Source organism: Sandarakinorhabdus sp., assembly GCF_040398645.1.
In the GTDB taxonomy this organism is placed as follows: Bacteria; Pseudomonadota; Alphaproteobacteria; order Sphingomonadales; family Sphingomonadaceae; genus Sandarakinorhabdus.
In genome coordinates this window covers 2,515-5,952 of record NZ_JBBATR010000058.1, presented here as the reverse complement: position 1 = coordinate 5,952, position 3,438 = coordinate 2,515, and the positions used below count along the sequence as shown (strand labels likewise).

3 protein-coding genes are annotated in these 3,438 nt (G+C 66.1%); 2 read left to right on the top strand and 1 reads right to left on the bottom strand.

Features of this window, described 5'->3' with window-relative positions:
* Positions 1 to 64: 64 nt before the first annotated feature.
* Positions 65 to 637, bottom strand: coding sequence for a regulatory protein RecX (locus ABWP50_RS11220; protein WP_353218071.1), 573 nt, complete (start codon positions 635 to 637; stop codon positions 65 to 67).
* Positions 638 to 755: 118 nt separating this feature from the next.
* Between ABWP50_RS11220 and ABWP50_RS11215 the strand changes: the two genes are divergently transcribed.
* Positions 756 to 2,603, top strand: a complete 1,848-nt coding sequence (locus tag ABWP50_RS11215; RefSeq protein WP_353218070.1) for a fatty acyl-AMP ligase — start codon at positions 756 to 758, stop codon at positions 2,601 to 2,603.
* Between the two features lie 35 nt (positions 2,604 to 2,638).
* The coding region (locus ABWP50_RS11210; RefSeq protein ID WP_353218069.1) for an SDR family oxidoreductase at positions 2,639 to 3,438 on the top strand (800 nt) is incomplete at its 3' end.

Genomic DNA, 3,438 nt, shown 5'->3' with positions numbered 1-3,438 from the left:
GCAATAATGCAAATCATTCGCATTAGAAACAAATCGCACGCTGCGTCGCTTCAGGCCCACGTCGTCATTCTGCCAGCGCCTCGGCCTCATCAGGGGTTGCAGCAGCCAGGATCGCCCGCGCAACAGCCAGATCATGGCCAGCGCGCAAAAACGCTGCCAGTGCCTTCTGGCGCACCGCTGCATCGTCGCTGCGGATGCGGGCAAATGGCCCCAGGCGTTTGCGCCGGGCAAAGGCCAGCGCGGTGGCCAGTGCATCACCAGCTTCGGGCGCGGCGCCGCGGTCATCCTCGGCAACGCCGGCAGCGGCCAGTTCGCCGGTGACGCGGCGATGGCCCAGCCCGCGCGCCGCCATCGCCCGGCCCTTCATCGCCGCCCACGCTGCATCGTCAATATAGCCCAGTTCAGCCAGACGGTCCGCCAGCGCCTCCGGATCGGCCGGCTGCGCGCCATCCCAGCCGCGTTCCTTCAGCTTGCGGGCCAAATAACGCAGCAGCTTGGTGCGCGTGGTGGCAAAGCGCGCCGCATAGCCAAGCGCGAGCTCGCGCACGCTGGCTTCATTCAGCGGCGGCGGCAGGCGGCGCGGCTTGAGCGGCCGGGGCGGTCTTGGGCGGCGTTTGGCGGTCGGATCGAGCGTCATGCCATGTTCCTGCCACTTTCGGGCCGGAATTTGAACGCCTCGTTGTGGCAATTCACAATTGCTAAGTCATGATTGGCGGCAATCCGGGTCTGGTTTGCGCGCCGCACGGGAGACAGAAATGGCCGTGACCTCGTTGGTCCCTGCGACGCATGTGCCGCCAGCCGAAGCCTTGCCAGCCGAAGCCTTGCCAGCCGAAGCCTTGGTAGCCGGGTCGCCGCACGCCGCCCCTGCAGTGCTGCCAACGCCAACACGCGATGCCATGCCGATGCGCCGATCAAACCAGTTTGCCACGCTGGGCGCGGCGCTGGATTATGCCGCGCTGGGCGAAAAAGGTTTCAATTTCCATGATGCGCGTGCCGATCTGGTGCGCGCCTACACCTACCGCGAATTGGCCGCCGATGCCCGGCGCCATGCCGCGCACTTCATTGCCGAAGGCGTGCAGCCCGGCGACCGCATTGCCATGATCGCCGAAACCGGCCCCGGCTTTGCTGCGGCGTTCTTTGGCGCGATTTATGCCGGCGCGCTGCCGGTGCCGCTGCCGCTGCCCACCAGCTTTGGCGGCCGCGAGGCCTATGTCGATCAGATCCGCGTGCAGCTTACCAGCTGTGATCCGCTGATGTTGCTGTCACCGCCGGGCCTGCATCCGATTGTGGCCGATGCCGCCACCGGCCTGTGCGCGGCGCATGATTGGGATGTGTGGTTTGCCGGCGATGCGCCCGCTGCCGTCCTGCCAACGCCGCAGCCCGGCGATATTGCCTATCTGCAATACAGCAGCGGCTCCACGCGCTTTCCGCATGGCGTTGCCGTCACGCACGAGGCGCTGCTGGCCAATCTGGCCGCGCATGCCGATTGCACCCACGCCGGCCCCGGTGACCGGGTAATCAGCTGGCTGCCGTGGTATCACGACATGGGCCTGGTCGGCTGCATGCTGGCGCCGATGGCCAATCAGTTTTCCGCCGATTATCTGGCCACCGAGGATTTCGCGCGGCGGCCGCTGTCGTGGCTGACGCTGATCAGCCGCAACGCCGGCAACACGCTCAGCTATTCGCCCACCTTTGGCTATGACATTTGCGCGCGCCGCATTTCGCCGTCGATCCCGGTGGCGGAGCGCTATGATCTGTCGCGCTGGCGGGTGGCTGGCAACGGCGCGGACATGATCCGCCCGGAAGTGATGCAGGCCTTTGTCGACACGTTCGCGCCGGCTGGCTTCGAGGCATCGGCCTTCCTGCCGAGCTATGGCCTTGCTGAAGCCACGCTGGCCGTGACCATCATGCCAGTTGGCGAAGGCATTCAGTGCGACCTGATCGATGAGCGCACGCTGGCAGGTGCGAGCGCCGAACCGCGCGCCGATCATCGCTTGCCCACGCGCTACCGCGCCATTGTCAATTGCGGCAAGGCCGTGCCCGGCCTGACCATCGAAGTGCGCAATGAAAACGGCGCGATATTGGCAGACCGCAAGATCGGCCGCGTGTTCGTGCGCGGCCTGGGCATCATGGCCGGCTATTTCCGTGATCCCGAAGCCACGGCCGCCGCCTTGTCGGCCGATGGCTGGCTGGACACTGGCGACATGGCCTACACCCACGAAGGGTCGCTGTTCATCGTCGGCCGCGCCAAGGACATGATCATCATCAACGGCAAGAACCACTGGCCGCAGGATATCGAATGGGCGATCGAACAGCTGCCCGGCTTCAAGGCCGGCGATATCGCAGCGTTTTCGATCACCACATCATCGGGCGAAGAAGCCCCGGCGGTGCTGGTGCAATGCCGCACCAGCGACAATGATGAACGCATCAAATTGCGCGATGCGATCAAATCCAAGGTGAAGGCCATCACCGGCATGAGCTGCGTTGTGGAACTGGTGCCGCCGCGCACCCTGCCGCGCACGTCGTCGGGCAAGCTGAGCCGGTCCAAGGCGCGGCTGCAGTATCTGTCGGGTGAGATACAGCCGCTCGAGATTGCGGCTTGAGCAACCAGCCGCCCCTGCCCGGCGCGGGTAGGGGCATGATTGCCATCACAGGTGCCACCGGCTTTGTTGGCCGCCGCGTGCTTGCTTTGGCTGGCCAGCCAGTTCGCGCGCTCACCCGCCGGCCGCAACCCGCGCAGCCCGGGGTGGAATGGGTGCTCGGCGATCTGAACGATACGCCTGCGCTGGCCCGCCTGTGCGACGGCGCCGCGGCCGTGCTGCACATCGCCGGCGTGGTCAACGCGGCTGATGAGGCCGGTTTCATGGCTGGCAACGTCACCGGCACTGCCAATATACTGGCCGCAGCCGCATCTGTTCCGCGCTTCGTCCATGTTTCCAGCCTGGCAGCGCGCGAACCCGGCCTGTCGATGTACGGCGCATCAAAAGCGCAAGGTGAAGCGCTGGTGATGGCCAGCGGACATGATTGGGTGATCGTGCGGCCGCCCGGCGTTTATGGCCCGGACGATCAGGAAATGCTCGATATCTACAAGCTGTCGGCGCATGGCCTGTATATTGCGCCGCCGGGGCGGATTTCGCTGATCCATGTCGATGATCTGGCGCGGGCGCTGCTGGCGCTGGCTGGCGGTGGGCCATCGCGCCAGACGCTGGAAATCGATGATGGCGCGGCGGACGGATATTCTCACCCGGAATTCGCGCGGATCATTGGCGGCGCGCTGGGCCGGCGGCAGCGCATCGTCCCGTTGCCGCTGCCATTCCTGCACATGGCAGCGCGCATCGGCCTGTCGCCCAAGCTGACCCGCGACCGTGCCCGCTATATCGCCCATCCGGACTGGGTGGCGCGCGGCGGCAACGCGGCACTGGCGGCGCAGTGGCAGCC